Raw genomic sequence first — 21,268 nt, 5'->3', positions numbered from 1 at the left:
GTACGTGAACCGGCTCCCGTTCGAGGAGCTGCCCGCCGCGACCCGGGCCGCGATCGCCTCCCGCGTCGGAGAGGACTGCGAGCGCGTCGAGGTGGAGAACGGCACCGCCTCGGCCCTGGCGTGCTGGGCCTGGCCGGTGCCGGGCTCCGAGATGGTGTTCCTCAAGGGGCTACCAGTCACCAACGAGCGGATCGGCGAGCTGCGGGCCGAGGTCGCGGTGGCACCGTTCCTGCCCGCGAGCGCGCCGCGAGTGCTGTGGCACGAGGAGGCCGGAGGCTGGCTGGTGGTGTGCTTCGAGGGCCTGCGCGCCAGCGCCTGGACGTACTTCGGCAACGACGGGGAGCACCTGGAAGCTGTCGCCGTGGTGCTGGACGAGCTGAGCCGGTTCCCGGCGCCGGAGGTGGTGGGGCGCACCGCGTGGGAGAAGTGGGGCGATTGCTGCGATGCGTCGGACGAGCCGCTCCTTGTCGGTGACCGGCTCGTGCACTCCGACCCGGCGGCCTCCAACTTCATGGTCGAGAGCGACGGCCGGGTACGGATGATCGACTGGGCGTGGGCGACACGGGGGCCCGCGTGGCTGGATACGGCGCTGTGGGGGTTCCGGCTGGTTCTGGACGGCGGGCAGAGCGCGGAACAGGCCGCGCGATGGTGCGCGAAGGTGCCCGCGTTCGCGGAGGCTTCGCGGGAGGCTGTCGTCGTCCTCACCGAGGCGGAGGCACGGTGGTGGGAGGCGTGGCGGGAGTACGGGACGGCCGACCTGGAGCGGCAGGTCAGTGCCGCTCGGGCCTGGGCTGCTTACTGGTCCTCGGTGTAGGCCCGTACGGGGAGTGCGGCGGACGGGGTGACGTCACGCGGGGCGGCCGACCGGTGGGTGCTCAAGTACGCGGGGCCTGTACTCGACCAGCTGGATGCGGCCGTCGAAGGTGCGGTGCTCGATCATCTCCAGGGCAACGTCCGGATAGCCGTCGTAGATGCGTTCCTCGCCCGTGGCCCCTGTGATCACCGGGAACATTACGACCCGGAAGCGGTCGACGAGTCCGGCCCGTAGAAGCGACCGGCACAGACTGAGGCTGCCGATCGTGCTGATGAGCCCCGAGCCGCTCGACTTCATGGTGCGGACCGCCTCGACGGCGTCGCCGCGAACGAGCGTGGAGTTGGCCCACGTCAGTGGCTCCTCGAGCGAGGACGAGAACACCACCTTGGGCGCTTGCGTGAGCTCGTCGACGGACGCCTCTTCCTCGGGCCTGAACTCGTCTTGGCCGCTCGGGACCTCGCCCGAGGCGAAGCCCGACATCAGGCGGTAGGTGTTCGCTCCCATCAGGTAGGTGGCCGCGGGCTGCTCACCGAGCCACGCGAGGTACTCCGGGCCTTCGAGGCCCCAGAAGCCGGGCCACCCCTCTCCTGACGCATAGCCGTCGAGGGAGGTGATGAAATCGACGAGAAGATCTGACATGGCGGTGTCCTTTCCTGCGGTGTCACGAGCTTGGACCGAATGCGAGACGGGAACTCATCGGCCGCGCCGTGGAGGACGAAGAAACGACCCGGGCCAACCGTCACCCTCTGTCGGGCCAAGTACAACGCCCAGGGGGAAACTGAAACGCTCCGTCACAATCGATGGCGTCCTGCGGCAAGCATCGGACTGGCCCGTCTATTCGAACAGATGCTTGAAGCTCTCCGCGCGGCCCCGCCCTCGGCGCAGCCGAGCTGCGCCGAGAGCCGGTCCGGCTGTCGTGCCTGATCAGCGCTCACCCGTACTGGGCCGAGCGCGGCTGGAGCACCGCGGGGCGCGTCGAGCTGTACCGGGCGGCCCGCAGTGGACCGGACGGCGTGCGGGAACTGCTCGTGCGCTGGACGGGCGAGAGGTTCACCGTCGCCGATCCGGAGCCGTGGGCCTCGCGAGCGGCGTCCGGGCGCGGCTGGAGAGTTGGCGGGCCGTATCCGCGTGGCTGGGTTCGCAGCAGAAGGTGGCCGGGCGGGCGATCAGCGCGTTGGAGACGGAGCTCGCCGCCGAAGCCGCCCGCCGGCGCGGTAGCCGGCTCGTGACGGCCGGCACCGGCTACCGCTCCCGCACCGCGTGCGAGGCGCGGGTGGAGGTGTAGACGGTGACACGGACGGGGTCAGCGTGCAGCAGGTACCCGGACCGCCGGATGGTTCGCAGCTGGTCCTTCCGGGGGCGGCGTAGGGGCTCGGCCCCCACTCAGTTCCGCGCGTCGAGAGTCAAGGAATCCCGCACTGACCGTGAAGTGCCGTGATCGACTCATGTCTAGATTGTGTGACGTCCGACCCACATCACAGATGTCATCCGGGGGAAAATCGTGACCACACGTTTCACCGCATTAGCACAGCGCGGGCTCGGTCGGCTGGCCGTTGCCGCGGGGGTCGTCCCGCTCGTGCTCCTCGGCCTGTCCTCACCCGCCAGCGCCGACTCCGGCGGAGGCTGCTCGGGATACTCGTCGTACGGCTGGTCCTACGACGTCTGTATCAGCACCGGCGGGGGAAAAGTGCACGCCGACGCCTTCCGCAAGAGCGCGGGTTCGACAGGCTCCAGCTGCACGGTCTACATCGCGATCTACGAACTCTGGGCGGGGACCCGTCACCCCGTGGCGGGCGGCGAATACTCCTGCTCCAGTGGCTACGTGGGCAAGGTCAGCGCGGTCAAGCGCTCAGGGTCCGCGTACGAGACCTCGATGCTGGTGAGGGTCGACGGCGGTGCCCCGTTCCTCCACTCGTCCCCCGTCCAGTACACCTGAACTCGCTTGTTCCGAAAGCCCGCGTCGACCAGCCGGTCGATGCGGGCTTCCGCGTTGTGCCGTCGGCGCCCAACAAGAAGGTACCGGCGGCTGGGCACGGGAAAACCCGGCGGCTCGCTTCGCGACATCGAAGGGCTGCGGCCCTTCGATCCCCGTCCGGCGCGCCGACTGCCTGAGTTCACCGGTTGGAGTCCAGGCACCGCGCGTTTCACGACGCGGCGAGGATGCCGGCCGCCGCGGCACATTTTGTGGCGCCGGGTGTGCTTCCCAGGCCTGCGGCGGCGGCAGCGGCCGAAGCGGCCGGTGTCCACGACTGGGCCGTATCGGTCCCTGCTCAACTCGCCAGACGAAGTGCTCACGCGGAAGGGAAAACCCTGGGGTCAGCTCCGGTCTTGCGCGTACTGAGCTGCGTACCAACTGGAGTCGATGGCGGGGTTGCTCAAAGCTCCCCAGAATCGGTCGTCAGGTATCGGTGGCATTGGCGGATTGCCCAGGTCTGCATGGAGATCCGCACGCCAGTCGACAGTGAGGTGACTCCGGATCTCCGCGCTCTCGCACACGGACCTGTAGGGGGACCCCCAGATCCCAAGAGCCATCTTATCCGCGGCCCACCTGAGAGTGCGGTCCCGACTGGTGTCAGCCTGCGCAAGCACCGCGCGCAGGCGCAGGGCGAGCGGATCGGTCTGGTTCGGCCGTGGCGGGGCCTCACCGCGCTCCCACGCGTTCAGGGCAGCCTCGACCTCCGGGTAGTGGTTCAGGCCCGTCTCGACCGCCAGTCTGCACAGTTGCTTTTGCGCGGCCTCAACCACCCGCTCATACGGCAGGGTCGCGATCAGCGCACCAAGCTCCTCGTGTCCGTCCAGGTGGCTCACGTGGAGGAGGTCGGTGGGACTGTGGGACAGGTCCAGCTCTGGCAGCTGCTCATCCGGTGCGGGAAGGGGCTCGTCGGCGCTGCACTTCGGCCTGGCAGGCAGAGGCGCTTCCCGGAACAGCCGGCCGTTGAAGGTGACGATACCGGTGTCCTGGCCGCGCTCGAGCTGGTCGGCCTCTTCGGCCAGATACTCGCCCAGCGAGTCGGCCTCCCCGAGACTGGTGCCGGTCTCGTCGAAGAACCGCCCGACCGCGCCGAAGGAGTCCCGCCCAGTACGACAGTCCACCAGAAGGCCGTCCGACGTCACGTCGTATGAACCGAACTTCACGTAGTCGTGAAGCCAGTAGCCCTCGGTCCCCCCGTCGATGCCTTGGTCGATGCCGCGCATGAACCCGGTGTCCCCGAGGATTCCGCTCACTCCGAGCAGCCGGTCGCCCGAGTCGAACCGGAAAGCCTCAGGTCCCTCCAGCGCCCCGTTGTGTCGGAGAAGGGAAGCGACCAGGTCCGGAGGAAGGGTGACGCCGAGTCGCTCTTGCGCTGCCGCGATCTCGGCGTCCCCTGCGGGCGGCCGCAGCGTGGCGAAAGTGCGGGGCGCGTGCTCGCGCAGCCACGCGTCGATGCGAGTCCATGAGGCCTGGACCAGGTCTGCTGTCATAGGGCTGACCCTAAAGTCCGCCACTGACAGCTTGATCGTCGCTCATCGGTCTTGTCCGCCGTGCTGGCGTTCAGGCCAGTAGATTCGAGTGGTCCCCTGTCCCGGTTCACCAAGCCATCGGCACCGGATGTTCGGTCACCGACTCACGCGCTCACTTGACAAGTGAAGCGCTCCTTACCTTGTTGGCGGGTTGATTCCGCTCCTCCGTACGATCGGGTGACCCCGGGGCCTGGGTGTGGCTGTGAGCGCTCCTGCCGTAGGTGTGGCTTTGACTGATTGGCCGCCCAGTGCCCCGCGACGACACGGCCGCTCATTGGGATGAGCGAACAAATATCGCTTCGTAAGGACACGTCGGCGTGGTCGTCTGCAGGGGGACCGGTCAACCGATCGACGAGGGAGGCTCGGGTGCCCGAGCTCTGGACGGGGACGGATGCCAGCAAGGCCGTGCATCGCTGCACGGTGATCGACACGGACGGGACGAAGGTGCTCTCGCGCCGGGTTCCAAACAACGCGCCCAAGCTGCTGGAGGTGATAGGCGACATCCTCGCGCTTGCCAAGGACAGCCCGGTGACCTGGGCCGTCAACCTGAACGCGGGCGGAGGAGCTCTGCTGCTCCACTTCGACGCCATCGGCCAGGCCCGCCCGCCGTCTTGGAGCCGCGGGCGCGTGGCCCTGCTCGGGGCGCGGCGTACTGCTCGTCACCGATCAGCGGAATGAGCACAAGCCTCGCCCTCACCGGCGCCTACGTCCTCGCGGGCGAGCTCGCCGCCCACCCGCACCGCACTGCGTTCGCCCGGTACGAAGCGTTGATGAGGCCCTACGTGAACCAGGCCCGGAGGCTCCCGCCGGGCACCCCGCGCATCCTCAACCCGCGCGGCCGCACCGGTCTCGCCGCGATGAACACCGCCCTGAGGATCGCGGGCAGCCCTGCCGCCGCGCGCCTGGGAGACCTGGCGTCCCGTTTCTTCACACTGCCGGCCGACGCGATCGACCTCCTCAGCTACCCGCTCCGCTGAACGACCCCGACGGGCGGGCCGCCCGAGGAAGGCGTGCGTCGCTTTCCGACCGGCGCGCGGGTGAATGCCGTGGCCTCGACACCGTGCATGAACGCACCAGGCCTCTGCGGGCTCCAACCGGCTACGTAGAACGTCAGGCGCAGCAAGTCCACGAGCGACGAAGGACACTTCCACGAGACCAGGTTTCCCCATGGATGCCGAGGACGAATTCCAGACGAACGGCATCGCATTCGGTGTCTCTCGCGGTGGAAGCGAGGTGCGCCTCAAGTCCGCGAGGCGGACGCGGCACTCAAGCAGGGCCGACCGCAACGGGGCGAGCACGGGGGTCGTGGGGGCCGCCCACGGTGCCGATGGCACCGCCGGTACCGGTGACCCCGGGGGGCGAGGTCCGCGCAGTACGGTCAGCACGGGGCCACGGGCTCGGGCGGACACGTCCGGGGTCCCGCAGCAATGGTCGGCCGGCTCTGCCACGGATCCGGCGGCCCGTGCCCGCGCGCGGTCCGCCGGGCGGCGCCCGTGACGCGCACGCAGCGAAAGCTGTGTAGGTCGCCAGGCCACGTAGCGGCCGGCCCCTTGTGGCCGGCCGCTACCCGAGGAGCCGGCTCCTCGCGCTGGACGCGTACAGAAGAACAGACCGCCCCCCGCAGACCGGGCATGCAGCCGCGACCGCACCCGCGAGGGCCACGGGGAAGCCGCGAACGCGGCAAGGGCATTGGTCGACCAGGCGTAACTGACGATCACGTGCTGTTAACGGCCCTCAGCCCGCGGGAACACGCGGTGAGCCGTGCGCCGGCGCTCTCCGCTGACCTGCGGATCAGTCCTCAGCGTTGGCTTTCGGCGGCGGACGCGGAAGTCTTGAGCGAGCGCTCGGCGTCGATCTACGACCGCCGCGGGTGGGCCCGGCGCCGAAGCTCCGTGCTGCGTGACTGATCATCCTGTGGGGCTACCAGGTGGGTGTGGTCTCCGCGCCGGTGGAGCGCCGGGCGCTCCCGGTGGACCGTGAACCGCGCCGACTTGGCCAGCCGGTCCTCGACGTCACGGCGGTGGCCACGTATGGCGATGCACAGACCCTGGCGCCGGCCTCTTCGATCACGCAACCGTGGTAGTTCCCGGGCCGCGACCGAGCTAGTTTCCATGGGATTGACATGGTGTGTCCCGAAACTATCTGAATTGAGGTGATGTAAACAATGATCGAGATCGCTCTTGGCGTCTCCCCAAAAAAGGAGTCGGAGATTGAGGCCACCGCGCCGTCCCCGTCAGGCCGCTGCCCTGCTGGCCGCACCCACGTTGGCACTCACCTTCGCCGGCTTGGTCGCCACCCCCGCTCACGCCGCCACCATTGACGTCGCTTGCTCCCCCGCCGCCCTCATCCGGGCCATCGCGACTGCCAACAGCACCCCCACCACCTCCGACACCCTAGATCTCGCCCATGATTGCACCTACACCTACACCGAGCGGATCGCCGGACCCGGCCAGGCCGCGCTCCCCCAGATCACCAGCCCCATTTCCATCAACGGACACCACGCGACCATCACCCGAGACGGCAATACCGACAACGAATTCCGCTTCTTCAACCTCCCCCCGACCACCGCTGCGAATCTGACGCTCCGCGACCTCGCCCTCACCAACGCCACCGTCGGAGGAGGCGCTCAGGGTGGGGCAATCCAGCTGGGATTCGGCACCGTTGCCTCCCTGGTCGACGTCCAGCTCACCGGCAACACATCCGGCAACGGAGGTGGCGCCATCATCAACAACAATGGAACCCTCCGCATCGCGAGTTCCTACTTCAAGGACAACAACACCGAGGCCGGCCAAGGCGGTGCCATCTCGAGCAGCGGGGCCACGCGCGTGGAGGGCAGTGTCTTCGTCAACAACTCCACCAGCCCCATCGCTGATGGCAACGGCGGAGCAATCGCGCACACCAGTCTCTCCGCGCCACTCGCCCTGACCGCGAGCATCTTCACCGGCAACGAATCACAAGGCCTTGGTGGGGCCATCTACAACAACAGCTCCTCCGCGACCATCACCAACTGCCAGATCCGCAGTAACAACGCCAGAACGGGCGGGGGCATCGCCAACTTCGGTACCCTCACCACCAACGTCCGAACCACCATCCGCGGCAACACCGCTAGCTTTTCCGGTGGCGGCATCTACAACTTCGGAACACTCAACACCCGCAACACTTTCATCGACGCGAACGCGGTCACTCAAGGAACTGGCGCCGGAATCCACAACCAGGGCGACGCAACGCTCAACGACTCCCGAATCACAGGTAATACCGCGGCATTCGGCCCCGCCGGCCTCCACAATGAGGGTGGATCCGTCACCCTGAACCACACCACCATCAAGAACAACAACCCCGGTAACTGCGATCCCTCAAACCCCGCCGTATCCGCGTGTACTCGTTGAGGGAGTGCCATGACCAACGCCGTCCGCGCCGCCGTCAGCCTGGAGGGGTGTCCTCAAAGGTGATCTCGCCGCTCCGGCGGAGCTCGGCCGACATGTTGCGTTCCATCATGCGCAGGGCCGCGTCGGCGAGGCCGGCGTCAGCGTGGGCGACGGCATCGAGGGCTACGACGACGTCGAGGTGCCTGATGTGGGCGTCGAGGGCCGAGTACAGCACGCACTACTCGGTCACCTGCCCGCACAGCACCGCCCGCCGCGCATCCAGCTGGCCCAGCAGGTAGGCAAGCGCGGTCTCGTACCTGCGAGGACGGCGTGCCGCGCCTTGACGACGAACAGGGATTCCTCGTCCGGTGCCATCGCCTCCATCTTGCGGGCCCGGCAAGATCCGAAAGAGACGGCCTAGCCACCCCAGGGCCCTCAGTGTTCTTCGGTGGTACGGGAGTTGGTGAGGGCCAGGGCCCCGCCGGCGGAGATGATTCCGACGACGATCGCGAGGATGCCGTAAGCGATGCGTTCACCGTGGAAGAAGGAGGCGACCAGCTCGTCGCTCCAGGAGCCGGCTGGCAGCTGCGTGGTGACGAGGACCGCGATGAGGGTGCCCACGAGGGCGGTACCGAGGCTGGAGCCGACTTCCTGAGCGGTGTCGTTCAGGGCGGCGCCCAGGGAGGTGCGATTGGCGGGCATCGCGTCGACGAGGGCGACCGCGCAGATCGTCATGACGGTGCGCAGGCCGATGGTCATGAGGACCATGCAGGCCGCGATGGCTGCGTAGCCGTGCCCGACGCCCCAGGAGAGGCCGGCGAGCGCGCCGGCCATGCACGCGGCGCCGACCAGGCAGGCGATGCGGTGGCCGAAGCGGTGCGCGAGCCACTCGGAGAGGGGGGTCGCGAGGAGCATGGTGACGATGATCGGCAGGTTGGCGAGGCCTGCGCGCATCGGGCTCCAGCCGTAGGCGTACTGGAAGTGCAGGATGAGTCCGAACATCACGCTCGCCATGGCGACGGAAGTACCGATCTGGGCAATGGCCGCGCCCCGGACGGTGCCGAGGGAGAAGAGGCTCAGGTCGAGCATGGGGGCGGCCGTGCGGCGTTCGTGCCGGACGAAGGCGATCGCGGAAGCCACCGCGCCGGCGATCGAGGCAAGGGTGATCACAGAACCCCAGCCGTGCTCGACGCCGCTGGTCAAGGTGTAGCAGGCGAGCCCGATGGCGGCGATGCTCAGGGCGGCGCCCGGCAGGTCGAGGGCGTCTCGGGTGAGGTCCTCGGGGCGGTCGGCCGGGACGCCGAGCCGGACGCCCACGCAGGCGATCAACGCGATGGGCGCGTTGACGATCAGCAGCCACTGCCACCCGACGTGGGCGAGCACGGTGCCGCCCAGCAGGGGCCCCAGGACGAAGCCGGACATGCCGACGACGATCATCACCGTCATGGCGCGCATCCGCAGGGCCTGGTCGTCGAAGAGGCGGAAGACCAGGGAGTTCGTGATCGGCGCCATGGCGGCCGCGGCGATGCCGAGGGCGGCCCGCAGGACGATCAGTTCCCCCGTGGTCGTGACCAGGACCACCGCCAGGCTGAGGGAGCCGAAGACGGCCAGCCCGACGAGCAGCACACGGCGGCGGCCGAGCCGGTCGGCCATCGATCCGGCGGTGAGGAGCAGGCCGCCGAAGGTGAGGGAGTAGGCGCCGGTGACCCATTGCAGTGCGGTCGTGCCGCCGCCGAGATCGCGGCCGATGGTGGGGAGCGCGATCGATAGCAGCGTGTTGTCGACCATCTCGACGAAGAAGGCCAGGCAGAGGGCTGCCATGGGTATCCACGCCGCCCGTAGGGAGGGATAGGTACGCGAGGCGGGAGTGTGCGTCGTGGTGGTGGTCATGGGGACCCCTTCCAATAGAACACGGTACGAGTATCGAACGACGCACGAATATCGAACGTTGTTCCATACGGTAAGGTAGAACAGCGTTCGATACGATGCAAGCGAGAAGGGGAATCCGTTATGCCACGTCCACGGAACGGCACCGGCCAGGCTCGTCGCCGGGCATCGCACTCCATGGAGTCGGTGCTGGCCGAGGCGGTCGCCCTGCTCGACGAGGCCGGGGCGCCGGCCCTGACCTTCCGGGCGCTCGCCCAGCGCCTCGGCGGCGGCGTCGCGAGCATCTACTGGTACGTGGAGAACAAGGACGAGCTCCTCGACCTCGCCACCGACCACGTGATCGGCACGATCCTGATCGAGGTGGAGAAGATCCCCGGCACCGAGGACCCCGTCGACGACCTCCGCACGATGGCCCTCACCCTCTTCGACGCCATCGTCGACCGCCCCTGGCTCGGCGCGTACTTCATGCGCAACACCGACGTCCAGAGCAACACCCTGCGCCTGTACGAACTCTTGGGCAGGCAAACCTTGCGCCTAGACCTCACCCCCCGCCAGCGCTTCCACGCCGTGTCCGCCATCACCGGCGTCGTCGTCGGCTCGGCGATCGACCTCGGACAGGAACCGCCCCGGGAAGTCCTCGACGGAGAAGTGAACCGCGACGACTACCTCGGCCGCTACGCCCAGACCTGGCGAGAACTGGACCCGGCGGAATTCCCCTTCGTCCACGAGATCGTCGACGAGTTCGATGGCCACCAGGACATCGACCAGTTCCGCGCCGCACTCGACCTCACCCTGGCAGGCCTCCGCCTCCAGGCCACAGCGCGGACCGATTGAACCGAGCGGAGCGACGCACTCTGTGGCCAGGAGCGAGGCGCTGACGTCGTGGCCCATGGCGTCGGTGATCGACAGGTGCAGGGTGGACCGATCGAGGCTGAAGTCGTAGGTGTCACCCGCGATGTCGGATGCGGGTACCAAGGCGAGGGTGAGCTGCGGTGCTTCACGGGCCGGGGCCGCCGGCGGTCGCCGGCGCTGGATCACCTCCGGCCGACCTCCCTGGGCACCCGTCGTCGGCGTGCCACCCGTACGCTCCCATGCCGCTCACCGGCCCGCATGGCACCCGCCTCCCCCGGTCGACCGTGCCCCGGCCCCGCCGAGCGGGGTGTCGAGCCTGGACGGTGCTCAGCATGAACCTCCGGAAGGCCACACCGTTGCCCTGTCGACCGCGCGGGCCCGGCGTCCATCCGCAGCGCCCTTGCGGTCCGGCCACCCTGCGGGCCCGTCGTCAGAGCTATCCGCCGCGGCGGGTCGACGGCCGCGCCGCCCTGGTCAGGGCCTGCCGACGCCCGTGGTGATGTGGTCGGCGCCGGCCGGGCGGGAGAGAGCAACTTCGCTGATTCGAAGGGCGGTTGGCGGACGCGCGCATACGATCAACGGCATGACACCAGTGATCGCCCCATTGCCGGGCGGTACGCCCGCCCAGCTCGGAGGTCACCGCGTCCTGGGGGTGCTCGGGGCCGGGGGCATGGGGACGGTCTATCTCGCCCGCCGCCGGGGACGTCCGGTCGCCCTGAAGACCATCCGGCCCGAACTCTTCCGCGACTCGGACCTGCGCGAGCGGTTCGCCCGCGAGGCCGCCGCCGCGGCAGCGGTCCGCGGCCCCTTCGTCGCCAACGTGCTCGGCTCCTCCACCGCCGACCACGTGCCTTGGATCGCGGCCGAATTCGTCCCGGGCGCGACCCTCGCCGCGACCGTACTGCGGCACGGACCCCTGCCCGCGCCCGCCGTGCGGGCCCTCGCCGGGGCGCTCGGCCGGGCCCTGACGGCCCTGGGTGCGGCCGGGGTCGTACACCGCGACCTGAAGCCGTCGAACGTCATCCTCGGCGCCGACCGCCCCCGTGTCGTCGACTTCGGCATCGCCCGGGTGACCGGGGACGCCACCTTGACCGCGACCGGGCAGCGCCCCGGAACGCCCGGCTACATGTCGCCCGAGCAGGTGGTGAAGGGGCCCCTCGGGGCGCCGAGCGACGTCTTCTGCCTCGGCGCACTGCTCGTCTTCGCGCTCACCGGCCGGCACGCCTTCTACGACGGAGACCCGGTCCACTCGGACTTCCGCACCGCCTACGAGGCACCGGACCTCACCGGCGTACCGGCCGAGCTGATGCCCGTGATCCGCGGTTGCCTCCAAAAGCAGCCCCGGGACCGGCCCGTCGCCGCGGACGTGGTCGCGGAACTGGACCCGCAGGACTCCGCCCTGCGCGCCGCCGCCCGCTGGCTGCCGCCCGCGGTGCTCGCCGACGCCGCCGAGATCGCCCGCGCCGCGGCGGCCCTGGGCGCCGGCCCGCGGCTGCCCACCCGGCGCGGGGTGCTCACCGCCGTCGGCGCGGCCGTGTTCCTCGCGGCGGCCGGTGCCACCGCCCTGCGCGCCCTCCCGGAGGACGACGGCCCCGACCGGACCCCCGCTCCCCGCTGGAGCGGCCCGCCCGGCACGGTGCCCGAGCCCCTGTGGTCGTACGACGACGCCGCGGCGCAGCCGGCCTTCGGGCCGGTCGACGTCGACGGCCGGGTGTGCTTCGCGGACCGCGGTGGCGAGCTCCTGCTCCACGATCCGGTCTCGGGCGCACAGCGCTGGCGCGGCCCGGTGGTGCGCGACCTCGTCGGCGGCCGCCGACCGGTCGCCCTGGATCCGGACGGGAGCCTGCTCTTCCTGGACCCCACCGACGGTACGGTCCGCCACCGCACGCGCGAGCGGGTGACCGGACTGCTCGCCGCCGACGAGGACCAGGTGTACGTGCTCGACGCCAAGGGCGGCGTGGCCGCGTTCGAGCGGGCGCACGGCGCGGTGCGCTGGCGCGTGCCCGTTCCCGTGCCGGGCACGGCGCCCTCGGCGGCCGCCGGGCACGGGCAGCTGGTCCTGGCTTCCGCAGGCGGTGGGGTGCTGGCCCTGTCCGCGACCGACGGCAGCCCCGTGTGGCGGCGGCCCGCCGGCGCCAACGGTTCGCGGACGGCCTCGTCCGCGAAGGCAGTGCTGCTGGGCGGGGCCGGGGACCGGACGCTGACCTGCCTGGACCGGGAGCGCGGTGAACAGCTGTGGGTCCTGCCCGCGGACGACAGCGCGGGCTTCGGCATGCCGACGCCGGCCGGCGACGACGTGTACGTCGCCGACGGCCGCCAGCTCCGGAGCATCGACGCGAAGACCGGAGCGTCCCGCTGGACGGTGCTGGCCGCCGAGGAACTGGCGCAGGACCAGGCTCCGTTGGTGGCGGGATCCGGGATCTTCGCGCCGCTGCTCAAGCCCGAGCTGGGCATCCTCGTGGCGCACCGCGGGCGGGCGGCCGAACAGTACGTGTTCGCACCGGCCCCTGCCGGGGAGGTCCGGGCCGGCGTCTCCTGGCGGGGAGCGGTCGTCGGGGGCGGCGTCATCTGGCAGCGCGGCGGCGCGGTCCGCGCCCTGCCGGGCATGTGAGCGGCCCCGGGCGGGGCCACGAGGTGAGGGGGGAACGCATGGGGGGCGGACGTCTGGGGGAAGGCCCGGGTCCCGAGGACCCGCGGTCGGCCGGGCCGTACCGGCTGCTGGCCCGTTGGCCCGGCCCCGGGCCGGCGCCGCGGCGGGGCGGCATGTACGTCGGCCGCGACCGCACCCACGGGCACGCCGTGGTGTGCCTGCTGCCCCCGGCCTCGCACCGGGCGGCCGAGGAGCTGAGCCGCGGGCCCGTGCCGGGAGTGCCGGTCGTGTTGGACCTGGACACCGGGACCGAGCCCGCGTGGGTGGCCCTCGCGCAGACCTCCGCCGTGTCCCTCTCCGACGTGGGGCGGCGGCCCGGAACGGAGTCCGGGATGCTGCCCGTGCAACAGTCGGTACTGCTTGCCGCGGAGGTCGCCGACACCCTGGCCGCCCTGCACGCCAGGGGCATCAGCTACGGCGCGGTGGCACCCGACGGGGTCTGGCTCACCACGGCCCGCCCGCTGCTGATGGCCCTGCACGCCTGCCGCATGCCGTCGGAGCAGCGACGCCGCGAACCGGCCCGCTGGCAGGGGCCGGGCGAGGATCGACGGCCCGGCGCGGGGCCCGGCCGGCCCGAGCCGCCCAGCCGGGTGTCTACCGTGCCCGCGGCCTTCATGGCCCCGGAAGTGGCAGCGGGGCGGCCCTCTTCCGCCGCCGCGGACGTGTACTCCCTGGCGGTGCTGCTGCTCCACACGGCCACCGGCCGGCTCCCCTTCGGGGACGGCCCGCCGCCCGTACTGGCCTATCGTGCCGTCCACGACCGGCCCGAACTGCCCGAACTGCCGGGAGAACTGGGCGAGGTGGTGGCCGCCGCGCTGTCCGCCTCCCCGGCGGACCGCCCCACCGCCGCGGAACTGTCCCGGACGCTGGCTCCCGGAGGACAGGATCCGCAGCGGACACCGGACGCGCTGCCGGGCCGGGTCGTCGCCGCACTGGCCGCGCGGACGCAGGCGATCGCCGACCTGGAGGGCGCCGTCGCGGACGGGGAGGTGGACGACCGAGCGGCGGACGGCGACGCGCACGAGCCCGAGCACCCCGCCACCCTGGCCGTGACACCCCCGGCCACCAGCCCGGATCCGTCCCGGCCGACCACGCCCGGCACGCTCGCCACGCCCACCCGCCGCCGGGTGCTGTCCGGCCTGCTGACCGGTGCCGCGGGCGCGGCCCTGGGGGTCTCCGGGACCCTCGCGTGGTCCGCGCTGACCCGCGAGGACGGCCGCACCGCGCCGTCCGCGGCGGGCGGCGGTTCCGGTACGAGCCCCCGCGTGCCCGGCATGCCGCCGGCCGCCCTGTGGCGCCTGGACGACCCGACGGCCCGCACCCGGCTCCTCCCGGTGACCAGCGCCGACCGTTGCCTGATGATGCGCGGCGACGTCCTGTACGGGCACGACCTGCGCACCGGAAAGGAGGTGTGGCAACTGCCCGTCGACGACAACACCTCCCCCGTCCTCGTCCCCGGCGACCGCTTCCTGATGGCCACGCGCGAGGGGCTGTCGCTCTGCTCGACGCGTGACGGGCGTACCCAGTGGCTCCGACGCGACGAGCGGCTCTCGAGGGTGCTCGCCGCCGACGGCGCCACCGCGTGGCTGCTCGTGAACGACGGGAGCGCGACGGGCGGGTACCTGCTGTCGGCGTTCGACCTGGAGCACCGCAAGGAGGTGTGGCGCACCCCGCTGCCGAGCGGGTTCGGCAACACCGAACTCACCACCACCGTCGGCCCGGAGACGGTCGTCGTGGAGGTGCGGGTACCGCGGCCGATGTTCCAGGACGTCACGGCCGTCCGGACCCTCTCGATCGCGGGCTTCGAGCGGAGCGGCGGACGCCTGCTCCTGAACCGCTCCTACCCCGGCGTGCACAGCGGCCCGGCCTCCGTGGTGGACCCGGCCGGCGGTGGGCGGCTGTTCCTGCTCTCTGGCGGTCGCGCCCACGCCCACGACCTCAAGACCGGCACCCGGCTGTGGGAGTCGCAGGCCCTGGTCGCCGGCACCAACGCCCCGCCCTTCCTCAGCGGCGGCACGCTGTACCTGTGCGACGACGGTACGGGCCCCGTCGTCGCCGTCGACCCGGACACCGGCCGGACCCGGTGGGAGCAGGTGCTGAACGAGAACCTGGCGTGGAACGCGCTCGGGAGCATGACCGCGAGCACCTCCGGACGCACCCTCTACCTCGCGACCCTCCACCAGGTCACCGCGACCGCCCTCCCCTCGGGCAAACGGACGTGGCAGACCGGGCTCGCGGGCGTGGAAGCCCGAGAACCGTTCCAACTCGCCGCCGCCCCCGGGGTCCTGCTCGTCGCCCGGCCGTCCGCCGTCGTCGCCCTCCCGGCGGACTGACCCCGCCCCCTCCTCCACGCGCCCTCCCCGCCCCCACGCGCCCTCCCCGCCCGCCGACGGCCGCACACGCGAGCACGCACCGCTTCACCGCCGCCCCGAAGGAGTCCACCGGTCATGTCCACGCTCCTGCCCCTGCTGCCCGACGATCCCGAACGGCTCGGGGAGCACACCCTCCTCGGCCGGCTGGGCGGCGGCGGCATGGGGACCGTCTTCCTGGCACGCACCGGCGGCGGCCGGCTCGCCGCCGTCAAGACCGTCCGGTCCGACCTGCGCGACCGGCCCGGCTACCGTCAGCGGCTGACCATGGAGGCCGAAGCCGCGCGGGCCCTGGGAGCGGAGCACACCGCGGCCTACCTCGGCGCCGACACCGACGCGGCGCGGCCCTGGCTGGCCACGGCATACCTCATCGGACCCTCACTGACCGAGGCGGTGGCGGCCGGGGGGCCACTGCCCGAACCGGTCGTCCGCGGACTCGGCTCCGCGCTCGCCGCCGCCCTCACCGCCCTGCACCGTGCAGGGCTCGTCCACCGGGACGTCAAACCGTCGAACGTACTGGTCACGGCGCAGGGCCCGCGCCTCATCGACTTCGGCCTCGCCCAGGCCCCGGGCGGCCCCCGTCCCACCGAGAGCGCGGGGCCCGCGGGCACACCGGCGTACATGTCGCCGGAGCAGGCGCGCGGGCGACCGCCCGGCCCGGAAGGCGACGTGTTCGCCCTCGCCGCGGTCCTGGTGTTCGCCTCGACCGGTCACGGCCCCTACGACGCCCGCGGCCGGCAGAGCACACTGGAACTGCTGCGGGACGGCGCCGACCCCGACCTGACGGGCCTGCCGGACGGGCTGCGCGAGACGCTCACCGCCTGCCTGTCACCGGAACCCGGCGACCGGCCCGCCCCCGGCCGGCTGCGGGACGCGTGGGGGCCGTTCGACCCCGGGGAGTTCGCCGAGCTGCTGCCGCAAGCCCTCCTGGCCGACCTGTCGCGCCGGATCGGGGACGTCGCCACCGTCTCCCCCGCCCCGCTGCGCGCCCCCGCCCCGCGCCGCGCCCTCTCCCGGCGCACCCTGCTCGCGGGCACGGCGGCCGCACTCACCGCCGTGGGCGGAGCCGCGGCGCTCCGGGCCACCGGCAACCTCCCGGGCTCCGGCTCCGGCTCCGGGACCCCTACGGCGTCACCCGGTCCCGGCCGCGGCTCCCGTCCGCCCGGCACCCCACCGGCGCCGCTGTGGTCGGTCCCGTCCCCCTTCTCCGCCACCCCGGTCGTCGCGTCCGACGAGGTCCTGATCCACACGAGCGACGTGCTGCGCGGCATCTCGACGGCCGACGGCCGGATCCTGTGGGAGACCAAGAGCGCCACGGTCGACGTCGTCGTGGCGGGAGCACGCCTCGTGGGCCTCGTCTTCGACGACGACGGCAACGCGAGCGCTGGATACATGGACCCGCGCACCGGCAGCCTCCCCGCCGACGCGGCCGACCCGGCGGTGCTGGGCGGGCTCGCCCAGACCACCCAGCTGCTCGCCGCGGACGCCCAGTGCCTCTACCTGAAGGCGTACTTCCGCTCCGACGACCGGCGACAGCAGGAGGAGGCCTGGCTGCTCGCCTACGATCTGGGCGCCCGGAAACTGCGCTGGCGCACGCGCGTCGAGGGCGCCGTCCTGGACTCGCTCGGCGCCCTCATGATGTCGTCCACCATCTCCGGCGGCCGCCTGATCTGCTCGGATCCCGCGCGCGTCTTCGCCGTCGACCTGCGCGACGGCCGCCTGCTGTGGGCCTCCCGGGTCCGCACCGACCAGGAGGCGACGTCACCCGACCGGTCGGGCGGCATCAACCCCCCGGTCGCCTCGGACCGCCACGTCTTCGACTTCGAGGAGCGGATCACGGCGGTGGACCTCCTGACGGGCGCGGTGGCCTGGAAGCTGGAGCCGGAGGGGACGAAACTGCTGAGCGCGCCCGTCTGCGTGAACGGCACGGTGTACGTCGCGGACGGGGAGCTCCAGGCTTACGACGAGTCGACCGGGAAGAAGTCATGGACCCACGACCCGGGCGCCTACGTCTCCATGCTGGCGGCGCCCGACCCGTTCCGCGGTGAGCTCTACGCCACGGTCGCCGGCGCCGGTCAGGCGGTCGTCGCGATGGACACCGCCACCCGCCGCGTCGCGTGGACGCTCTCAGCAGGCGCCGTGAACATGCCCGACGGCCCGAGCATGGTCGTCCAACGCGGCAACCGCCTCTACCCCCAGACCGTCGATCGCCTGGCGTCCGTCCCCCTCGAGTGACCTCCGCCGCGGTGCGCGCTCCCTGCGGCGCCCGGGCCCCTGGGGTGTGTACAGCAGGCTGGGCTGGTACGGCGGGCCTCGTCCGTCCGGAGGGTTCCCAGGAGCTTGACGGGGTCCTGCTGCGGGAAACCGGCCTGCTCCATGCACTGCCGCCAGCGCGTGGTCGCGGCCCGGAACGCGGCGTTCTTCTCCACGTCCTGGCGTGCCTGCTCCTGCCCCTCGAAGAGCATGATCCGGACCTGGAGCCATCGCATCCGGCCGTCGCCGAGCAGGCGCGTCTCGGCCTCGGCGAGACAGCCGTCGCCGGGACGGGACACGCTCATCCGGGAGCCCTTGGCGGTCACGCGCTTTCCCTGGTCGCCGAGGAGCGCGGTGCCGTACGCCTCGGTGCTCTCCGGGCTGCCCGACTTCGGAGGGACCGGCCAGGATCAGGGCGGTGACGCCGCCGAGCGCCGAGAGGCGTGTGGTGAGCTTCATCGGGTGGTTCCGCACCTTTCTAGAAACCGTACGGAGTCGGCAGGTAGGGGTAACAGCCCCAGTGGCTGTCCTCGGCGATGGGAGACCGTCCGGCGAACCCGCGCCAGCTGTTGACGAGGTGCTGCACGCACCACACGGCGGTCGCGTTGTTGCCGTAGCCGTTGCCGACCTACGGCGCGCCGTAGGCGGCGGACGCGGATCCGGTGGAGACTCCGACGGCGAGCAGCGCCGCGGCGACGAGCGTGGTGGCGCGGATGAGGGCGCCCTTCCTCATGTTCACCGATCCTTGGGTGTCGTGGCGGTTCAGAAGCAGGGGATGGACGTCGCAGAGGTGGCAAGCCGAAGCCCTCTGACCCGATGAAGGCGCCGTCGTCATGTCGGCGTTGGCGCACGCGCTGCCCGGAGCCGCGGAGCCGGTCGAGGACATCGATGTCGCCGTGGGCGACGGTGGTGGCCTAGCCGACGGCGTGCTGCGGGAGTCCCGCGCGCTCGCCGCGAGGCCTCGCCGGTGACGGGGCGTGCGCCCTCGCGGAGGCGCCCTCCCTCCGTTCCGTGTCCGAGAGCCGGCGGTCGCCGGCCGCGTTGCGGACCGAGACGTGCCACACGTGCTCGATCGGCTTCGGTCCGCGCAGCGCTTCGACGGGGGCGTCCGGGATGAGCACCGGCTCGGCAGGCGTCATGCGGTCCGGGACGTGCGCGGGGCGCGGCAGATCCGGATCCCAGGCGGCGACGCGGTGCGCGTCGCCGTGTTCGTCGTGCTCGCCCGGCCCGAAGAAGTGATCCAGGAGGTCGGTCGGCGTCGTACCCGACTCCGCGTTCTCCGGCAGCGCGGCTGCCGGCTCCTCTCCCCCATCAGCGCGAACGTCGCCGCGACCGTCGCCGCGTCGACTAGAGCCACCGCCTTCAGCATCTCCTGCGCCGCGGTCGCTGTCCTCCGGTCGCTGGGCCGCAAGGCGACTCAGCCCGTGAGCCTGGACACGTCAGCCGCGCACAGCCGGTCCAGGGAGGCGCGGCTTTCCTCGTCCGCGGCTCGGTAGACCAGCAGGCGCAGTTCCGGGTCCTGGAGCGGCAGCAGGACTTCGAAGTCGACGGTGATCGCGCCCGCGACCGGATGCCGCAGCACCTTCCGGCCGCGTCCGTTGACGCTGACCTCCCGCTGCGACCACAAGCGGGCGAAGTCCTCATCCTGCGTGATGAACTCGTCGATGAGGGAGCCCAGTTCCCGGTCTTCGGGGTGCGCGGCCCATGCCGCGCGCAGGTGGGCGATCCCGTCCCGCAGCGCCTGCTCCCGGTCGGCGTAGAAGCCGCGCATCTCCGGATGCAGCAGACACAGCCGCATCGCGTTGCGCCGTGCCGGCGGGACGGCCTCGAAGCCCGGTAGCAGCCGGGCCAGTTCGGGGTTCCAGGCGAGGATGTCGTAGCGGTAGTCCATCAGCATGGCCGGCAGCGGTGACAGGTCACCGACCAGACGGGCCAGCGACGACGCCGCGCCGGCGGCCGGCCCACCGGTGACACCGGGGCGGCGGTGTCCGGCCAGGTCGAACAGGTAGTCGCGCTCGCCTGGATCCAGGCACAGGGCTCGGGCCAGCGCCACCAGCACCTCTGCGGAGGGCCGCAGTCCGCGGCCCTGCTCCAACCGGACCACGTAGTCGGTGCTGACCCCGGCCAGATCGGCGACTTCCTCGCGGCGCAACCCCGGCGTCCGCCGGGGCCGCCGACGCGACGGCAGGTCCAGCCGGCCGGGGTCGAGGCCTTCGCGCCTGCTCCGCAGGAAGGCCGCCAGCTCTTGGGCCGTGTCGATGGTTCGGGTCGTCATGACCGGTTCAACCTCCGGGGTGGGACCGGTCTTCCCAGGAAGCGCCGTCCCTTACCCCCGGGGCACCGCCGTCACAGACTCGGTACCGGCAACGAACCACGAGCACAGGAGGACCTGATGGCACTGACCCTCGACACCTACCGGCTGCTGGGCCGCTCGGGACTGCGGGTCTCACCGCTGGCCCTGGGTACGGCGACCTTCGGCACCGAGTGGGGCTGGGGCGCTGAACGGGCCGAGGCCCGAGCGCTGTTCGACCACTACGTCGGGCTCGGCGGCAACCTCTTCGACACCGCCGACACCTACACCGACGGCACCTCCGAGCGACTGCTCGGCGAGTTCGCCCGCAAGGAGCGCGAGCGCCTGGTGCTGGCGACCAAGTACTCGACGCTGCGACGCCCCGGCGACCCCAACTCCGGGGGTGGTCACCGCAAGGCCCTGTTCGGCTCGGTGGAGGGTAGCCTGCGGCGGCTGGCCACCGACTACATCGACCTGCTGTACCTGCACGTCTGGGACTTCCGGACGCCGGTCGAGGAGGTGCTGCGCGGCCTGGACGACCTGGTCCGGCAGGGCAAGGTGCTGTACCTGGCGATCTCCAACACCCCGGCCTGGCAGGTGTCCCGGATGCAGGCGATCGCCGACCTGCGCGGCTGGTCGCCGCTGGTCGCGTTGCAGGTCGAGTACAGCCTGATCGAACGCACCGCGGAGCGCGACCTGATCCCGATGGCCCGGGAGCTGGGTCTGGGCGTGGTCCCGTATTCGCCGCTCGGCGGCGGGGTGCTCAGCGGCAAGTACGGCCGGGAGGACGTGGGCGCGACGGGCGCCGGCCCCGACGGGAGTACCCGGCGGAGCCACAACCTGGCCCTGGGCACCCTCACCGAACGCAGCCTCGGCGTGGCCGGGGTGGTCCGGGAGTTGGCCGGCGAGCTGGGGCACACCCCGGCCCAGGTGGCGCTGGCCTGGACGCTGCGCAAGCCGGGCGTGACGAGCACGCTGCTCGGCGCCCGCACCCCCGCCCAGTTGAAGGACAACCTGGGCGCCCTGGCGGTCGAGCTGACGGACGCCCAACTGGCCCGGCTCGACGCGGCGGGCGCGATCGCCCTCGGCCAGCCGCACGACCTGCTGGCGAGCGAGCCCATCCGCCAGGTGACTACGGGCGGCCTGCGAATCGAGACCCGCCGCTGACGGTCGGCCGTCAGCGGCGAGAGCCGGGGCTGGAGCCGTGGTCGGTTCACCTTCCGGATGAACCCGTTCGGATCGTTTCCGCCGTCGGACTCACCGTCGGGCTTCAGGTTCGCCCGGCCG

The 21,268-nt window shown here is 71.8% G+C and carries 17 protein-coding genes and 2 pseudogenes; 12 read left to right on the top strand and 7 right to left on the bottom strand.

From position 1 onward, the window contains the following. The first annotated feature begins 4 nt into the window (after positions 1–4). Positions 5–814, top strand: a complete 810-nt coding sequence (locus tag ACIQWR_RS38580) for an aminoglycoside phosphotransferase (RefSeq protein WP_404019910.1) — start codon at positions 5–7, stop codon at positions 812–814. Between the two features lie 33 nt (positions 815–847). Here the strand turns inward: ACIQWR_RS38580 and ACIQWR_RS38575 are convergent, their stop codons facing one another. Then, on the bottom strand, positions 848–1,453 hold the full coding sequence (locus ACIQWR_RS38575) for a dihydrofolate reductase family protein (RefSeq protein ID WP_404019907.1): 606 nt from the start codon (positions 1,451–1,453) through the stop codon (positions 848–850). A gap of 433 nt (positions 1,454–1,886) precedes the next feature. On the opposite strand from ACIQWR_RS38575, the gene ACIQWR_RS38570 reads away from it, so the two are divergent. Continuing rightward, complete coding sequence (locus ACIQWR_RS38570; RefSeq protein WP_404019904.1) at positions 1,887–2,099, top strand: hypothetical protein; 213 nt, start codon at positions 1,887–1,889, stop codon at positions 2,097–2,099. Between the two features lie 216 nt (positions 2,100–2,315). Further along, on the top strand, positions 2,316–2,750 hold the full coding sequence (locus tag ACIQWR_RS38565) for a hypothetical protein (RefSeq protein WP_404019901.1): 435 nt from the start codon (positions 2,316–2,318) through the stop codon (positions 2,748–2,750). A 380-nt stretch (positions 2,751–3,130) separates the two neighbouring features. On the opposite strand, the gene ACIQWR_RS38560 is transcribed toward ACIQWR_RS38565, so the two are convergent. After that, entirely contained in the window at positions 3,131–4,276 is a 1,146-nt protein-coding gene (locus ACIQWR_RS38560) for an SMI1/KNR4 family protein (protein ID WP_404019898.1), read from the bottom strand. Between the two features lie 405 nt (positions 4,277–4,681). Between ACIQWR_RS38560 and ACIQWR_RS38555 the strand changes: the two genes are divergently transcribed. The 3 genes from ACIQWR_RS38555 to ACIQWR_RS38545 all read left to right on the top strand — a co-directional run bounded on the left by ACIQWR_RS38555 (position 4,682) and on the right by ACIQWR_RS38545 (position 7,701). After that, positions 4,682–4,993, top strand: a complete 312-nt coding sequence (locus ACIQWR_RS38555) for a transposase (RefSeq protein WP_404019896.1) — start codon at positions 4,682–4,684, stop codon at positions 4,991–4,993. After that, complete coding sequence (locus ACIQWR_RS38550) at positions 4,990–5,292, top strand: hypothetical protein (RefSeq protein WP_404019894.1); 303 nt, start codon at positions 4,990–4,992, stop codon at positions 5,290–5,292. The genes ACIQWR_RS38555 and ACIQWR_RS38550 overlap by 4 nt, the downstream gene beginning before the upstream one ends. Before the next feature lie 1,308 nt (positions 5,293–6,600). Further along, complete coding sequence (locus tag ACIQWR_RS38545) at positions 6,601–7,701, top strand: hypothetical protein (protein ID WP_404019892.1); 1,101 nt, start codon at positions 6,601–6,603, stop codon at positions 7,699–7,701. A gap of 34 nt (positions 7,702–7,735) precedes the next feature. Here the strand turns inward: ACIQWR_RS38545 and ACIQWR_RS38540 are convergent. Together ACIQWR_RS38540 and ACIQWR_RS38535 are read right to left on the bottom strand one after the other, a co-directional pair. Then, positions 7,736–8,064, bottom strand: a pseudogene (locus tag ACIQWR_RS38540) (isochorismatase family protein); the annotation flags it as partial. 51 nt (positions 8,065–8,115) lie between these two features. Continuing rightward, positions 8,116–9,570, bottom strand: coding sequence for an MFS transporter (locus ACIQWR_RS38535; protein WP_404019889.1), 1,455 nt, complete (start codon positions 9,568–9,570; stop codon positions 8,116–8,118). 174 nt (positions 9,571–9,744) lie between these two features. Between ACIQWR_RS38535 and ACIQWR_RS38530 the strand changes: the two genes are divergently transcribed. Then, a complete protein-coding gene (locus ACIQWR_RS38530) occupies positions 9,745–10,401 on the top strand; it encodes a TetR/AcrR family transcriptional regulator (protein WP_404019940.1) in 657 nt (218 codons plus the stop codon). 21 nt (positions 10,402–10,422) lie between these two features. Here the strand turns inward: ACIQWR_RS38530 and ACIQWR_RS38525 are convergent. Beyond that, positions 10,423–10,602: pseudogene (locus ACIQWR_RS38525) on the bottom strand (serine/threonine-protein phosphatase); the annotation flags it as partial. Positions 10,603–11,002: 400 nt separating this feature from the next. Between ACIQWR_RS38525 and ACIQWR_RS38520 the strand changes: the two are divergent. The 3 genes from ACIQWR_RS38520 (at position 11,003) to ACIQWR_RS38510 (ending at position 17,673) form a co-directional block, all read left to right on the top strand. Beyond that, the gene (locus tag ACIQWR_RS38520; RefSeq protein ID WP_404019886.1) at positions 11,003–13,030 is read left to right on the top strand and encodes a serine/threonine-protein kinase; all 2,028 of its coding nucleotides are present in this window, start codon (positions 11,003–11,005) and stop codon (positions 13,028–13,030) included. A gap of 38 nt (positions 13,031–13,068) precedes the next feature. Continuing rightward, the gene (locus ACIQWR_RS38515; RefSeq protein ID WP_404019883.1) at positions 13,069–15,402 is read left to right on the top strand and encodes a PQQ-binding-like beta-propeller repeat protein; all 2,334 of its coding nucleotides are present in this window, start codon (positions 13,069–13,071) and stop codon (positions 15,400–15,402) included. A gap of 114 nt (positions 15,403–15,516) precedes the next feature. Continuing rightward, positions 15,517–17,673, top strand: a complete 2,157-nt coding sequence (locus ACIQWR_RS38510; protein ID WP_404019880.1) for a PQQ-binding-like beta-propeller repeat protein — start codon at positions 15,517–15,519, stop codon at positions 17,671–17,673. Here ACIQWR_RS38510 and ACIQWR_RS38505 read toward each other — a convergent pair. Then, positions 17,628–18,017 (bottom strand): hypothetical protein, encoded by a 390-nt coding sequence (locus ACIQWR_RS38505; RefSeq protein ID WP_404019877.1) that lies wholly within the window; start codon positions 18,015–18,017, stop codon positions 17,628–17,630. The two genes, ACIQWR_RS38510 and ACIQWR_RS38505, sit on opposite strands and share 46 nt — an antisense overlap. 507 nt (positions 18,018–18,524) lie before the next feature. Between ACIQWR_RS38505 and ACIQWR_RS38500 the strand changes: the two genes are divergently transcribed. After that, positions 18,525–18,662, top strand: coding sequence for a hypothetical protein (locus ACIQWR_RS38500; RefSeq protein WP_404019874.1), 138 nt, complete (start codon positions 18,525–18,527; stop codon positions 18,660–18,662). Between the two features lie 446 nt (positions 18,663–19,108). On the opposite strand, the gene ACIQWR_RS38495 is transcribed toward ACIQWR_RS38500, so the two are convergent. Continuing rightward, positions 19,109–19,966, bottom strand: coding sequence for a helix-turn-helix domain-containing protein (locus ACIQWR_RS38495; protein WP_404019872.1), 858 nt, complete (start codon positions 19,964–19,966; stop codon positions 19,109–19,111). Positions 19,967–20,083: 117 nt separating this feature from the next. Between ACIQWR_RS38495 and ACIQWR_RS38490 the strand changes: the two genes are divergently transcribed. Further along, positions 20,084–21,148, top strand: a complete 1,065-nt coding sequence (locus ACIQWR_RS38490) for an aldo/keto reductase (protein ID WP_404019869.1) — start codon at positions 20,084–20,086, stop codon at positions 21,146–21,148. The last annotated feature ends 120 nt before the right edge of the window (positions 21,149–21,268 follow it).

It is taken from the genome of Streptomyces sp. NPDC098789, assembly GCF_044759975.1.
In the GTDB taxonomy this organism is placed as follows: Bacteria; Actinomycetota; Actinomycetes; order Streptomycetales; family Streptomycetaceae; genus Streptomyces.
This window is presented reverse-complemented; position numbering and strand designations above follow the sequence as displayed.